The 3,256-nt window shown below is 41.2% G+C and carries 4 protein-coding genes; all 4 read right to left on the bottom strand.

Annotation, left to right across the window (positions count from 1 at the left end; genetic code table 11):
- Positions 1-238: 238 nt before the first annotated feature.
- Complete coding sequence (locus BLT_RS0106685) at positions 239-640, bottom strand: Asp23/Gls24 family envelope stress response protein (protein WP_017727015.1); 402 nt, start codon at positions 638-640, stop codon at positions 239-241.
- Positions 641-661: 21 nt separating this feature from the next.
- Positions 662-2,029, bottom strand: a complete 1,368-nt coding sequence (gene accC, locus BLT_RS0106680) for an acetyl-CoA carboxylase biotin carboxylase subunit (RefSeq protein WP_017727014.1) — start codon at positions 2,027-2,029, stop codon at positions 662-664.
- A 13-nt stretch (positions 2,030-2,042) separates the two neighbouring features.
- Positions 2,043-2,552, bottom strand: a complete 510-nt coding sequence (gene accB / locus BLT_RS0106675; protein ID WP_017727013.1) for an acetyl-CoA carboxylase biotin carboxyl carrier protein — start codon at positions 2,550-2,552, stop codon at positions 2,043-2,045.
- Positions 2,553-2,738: 186 nt separating this feature from the next.
- The gene (locus BLT_RS0106670) at positions 2,739-3,095 is read right to left on the bottom strand and encodes a hypothetical protein (RefSeq protein ID WP_017727011.1); all 357 of its coding nucleotides are present in this window, start codon (positions 3,093-3,095) and stop codon (positions 2,739-2,741) included.
- Positions 3,096-3,256: the final 161 nt, after the last annotated feature.

Genomic DNA, 3,256 nt, shown 5'->3' with positions numbered 1-3,256 from the left:
ACAATCACAGAAAACATTTCGGTCAATCTTCGTTTTCACAATATTCTTTCCTTATCTATCATGACTTTTTGCTTCTTTCCAACCGAAAATGCTTTGCAAGCTAAAAAACGAGGCTCACTCATTAGAATCCTCCTTGCCGTTAACTGTATAGCACATATTGTCGCTACATCCTAACATTTGCAGTAGAGGATCTATGTTAATTGAGTCAGCCTCGTTTTAGATTGTATCTTTTATATTGCTATAATTGCTCTTCTTCCGATGGTTCTTGTGTTTCAAACTGCACGCCAACGACATGGACGTTAATGCTCTCAAGTTCGATGGCTGTCATCGTTTGCAGAGCCTGCTTAATGTTTGTTTGGATTTTTTTTGCAACCTCTGGTACCGATACTCCATAAGTAACCACAACAGAGACATCTACGATGATCCCATCTTCACTCAGATCAACTTTTACACCTTTGCCGTGATTTTTGCGCCCAAGCCTTTCTGCCACACCTGAAGCAAAATTCCCTCTCATTGTTGCGACACCATCAACTTCCGATGCTGCAATACCAGCGATTACCTCTATGACTTCAGGTGAAATTTCCACTTTCCCAAGATCGTTCTTTTGTTCTTCTAAATCAAGAATGTGGTTTTCGTTCATTCCCTACACCTCCATGGCGAATTACTGCTTTTTTAGAGAAACACTCATAACATCATGCTGCTCAAGGAACTTCGTATTGAAATCGCCTGAAACAAATGTTTCATGGTTTAACAATCTCAAATGGAAAGGAATCGTCGTATTAATACCTTCAATTTCAAATTCAGCAAGCGCTCGTTTCATACGTGCAATGGCTTCTTCACGTGTCGCTCCGTATGTAATGACTTTTGCAATCATTGAATCGTAGAAAGGTGAAATCGTATAACCTGGATAAGCCGCAGAATCAACACGTACGCCTAATCCACCTGGCGCTAAATAGTTTGTAATTTTCCCAGGAGATGGCATAAAATTTTTCTCAGGTGTTTCTGCGTTAATGCGGCATTCGATCGCCCAGCCATTAAACGTAATATCTTCCTGCTTCATTGACAACGGCTTGCCTGCTGCCACATAGATTTGTTCTTTGATGAGGTCAACACCTGTAACCATCTCCGTAACAGGATGCTCAACTTGAATTCGTGTATTCATTTCCATAAAATAAAACTGGCCATTATTATGGTCATAAATAAACTCAACGGTGCCTGCTCCTGAATAATTTACCGCCTTCGCTGCAGCAACAGCTGCTTCGCCCATTTCTGCTCTTTTTTCCTCCGTTATAGCCGGGGACGGCGTTTCTTCAAGAAGCTTTTGAAGTCTACGTTGGATGCTGCAATCTCGCTCTCCGAGATGGACCACGTTACCATGGTTGTCAGCTAACACTTGAATTTCAACATGGCGGAAATCTTCAATATATTTTTCAATGTAAACACCTGGATTTCCAAATGCTGTAGCAGCTTCCTGCTGAGTAATATTAATCCCCTTTTTAAGCTCCTCTTCATTCCTAGCAACACGGATTCCTTTTCCACCGCCGCCAGCCGTTGCTTTAATAATTACAGGGAACCCAATCTCTTGAGCAATTTTTAATCCTTCTTCTGCGTTTTCAATGATCCCTTCTGAGCCTGGCACAATTGGCACGCCTGCTTTTTTCATTGTTTCACGCGCTACATCCTTTGTTCCCATTCGATTAATCGCCTCAGGGCTAGGTCCTACAAAGGTAATATTGCATGCCGTACAAATCTCAGCAAAATCAGCGTTCTCTGCTAAAAAACCATACCCCGGATGAATCGCATCTACACCAGTTAATGTTGCCACACTCATAATGTTTGTAAAGTTCAAGTAACTTTTTGGCGATGGGGTTGGTCCAATGCAATACGCTTCATCTGCTAACCTCACATGCAGAGAGTCTTTGTCAGCTTCTGAATAAACGGCAACCGTTTCAATGCCTAGCTCTCGACACGCTCGAATGATCCGTACAGCAATTTCCCCACGGTTCGCAATTAATAACTTTTTTATCATCGTTCTTCCCTCCCTACTTTTGAGGCTCAACGACAAATAATGGTTGACCGTACTCTACGAGCTCCCCATTCTCGACTAGAATCTCAACTATTTTTCCATTTACTTCTGCCTCAATTTCGTTCATCAGTTTCATTGCTTCAACAATGCAGACAACGGACCCTTCATCTACTTGATCCCCAACTTTCACATAAGGGTCAGAATCAGGTGACGGAGCTGCATAAAAGGTTCCAACCATTGGAGAAGTAATTTTATGTACATTGGTTGCTTCTGTTTTAGGTGCCTCACTAACTTTTGGCGTTTCTACCGGTGTCGGTTGAACAGATTCCTGAACAGGTGGAGCTAATGGGGGTGAAGCGGTAGGTTGACTTTGTGAAGTAGCAGCATTAGCGACTTGCTGAACTTGTGCTTCAGCTTCCTTGTACTTTTTTAACACAAGTTTTAGTCCATCTTGTTCAAACTTGAATTCATCTAAGCTTGATTGATCTACAGCGCGAATCAATTCGCGAATTTCTTGAATTTTCATTTTTCGTTACACTCTCCTTTGTTCACTTCCCACGCAACTGATAAGGGGGGGCGTGAATCCCATTTCACTCATAGTTCAGTTCTTAATTATAACATAATTCTTTCATTCAATAAGGACCGTTCTTTCGATCTATTCGTCATTGAGAGAAAAAAACCTCCATTATCATGGTGCAATGGAGGTTTCTTCTTATGCTTCGTCCACCTCAAATTCATCGTCTTTAAGAATGGCATCTTTTTTATACTGGCGGAACACTGGATACTCAGATAAATTATCAGGAATCTTCCCATTTTCCAAAAGGATGATTTTGACGATATTTTTGTTGCGAGCCATATGATACTTTTCACCATATTCATTTTCTTGGGTGTAACGTTTTAGGTTTTCGTAATCTTCCTCTTGAATGGATACGGTATAGCTTCCATCGCCCGTTTCATACTCTTGCTCAAAACCAATCTCAAATTCAACGATTTGAATATTGTCGTTTTTCATGTTTCGTGTTTGCTCTAGAACCGCTTTCGCACCTTCTGTCAAATCATTCCATTCCATTTAAATCTCTCCTCACATACGAATTACAACAATGCCGTATTATACCATGTCCATCCTAGCTTGTAAAAAGAGGGGTCAGTGCATTTTTGCTCCGAGCAAATGGGGTCAGTGCAAAAATGCACTGACCCCATTTATTTTTATTCTTTTCCTGCGGGATGGTA

The organism is Halalkalibacterium ligniniphilum, assembly GCF_000334155.1.
Taxonomy (GTDB): domain Bacteria; phylum Bacillota; class Bacilli; order Bacillales; family Bacillaceae_D; genus Halalkalibacterium; species Halalkalibacterium ligniniphilum.
Note: the sequence above shows the minus strand (reverse complement) of the source record. Positions and strands in the feature narration are given on the sequence as shown.

Bases quoted from the DNA above. Each gene is read 5' to 3' on its own strand.
- accB (WP_017727013.1), bottom strand. From the start codon at position 2,552: ATGAAAATTCAAGAAATTCGCGAATTGATTCGCGCTGTAGATCAATCA.
- BLT_RS0106685 (WP_017727015.1), bottom strand. From the start codon at position 640: ATGAACGAAAACCACATTCTTGATTTAGAAGAACAAAAGAACGATCTT.
- accC (WP_017727014.1), bottom strand. From the start codon at position 2,029: ATGATAAAAAAGTTATTAATTGCGAACCGTGGGGAAATTGCTGTACGG.
- BLT_RS0106670 (WP_017727011.1), bottom strand. From the start codon at position 3,095: ATGGAATGGAATGATTTGACAGAAGGTGCGAAAGCGGTTCTAGAGCAA.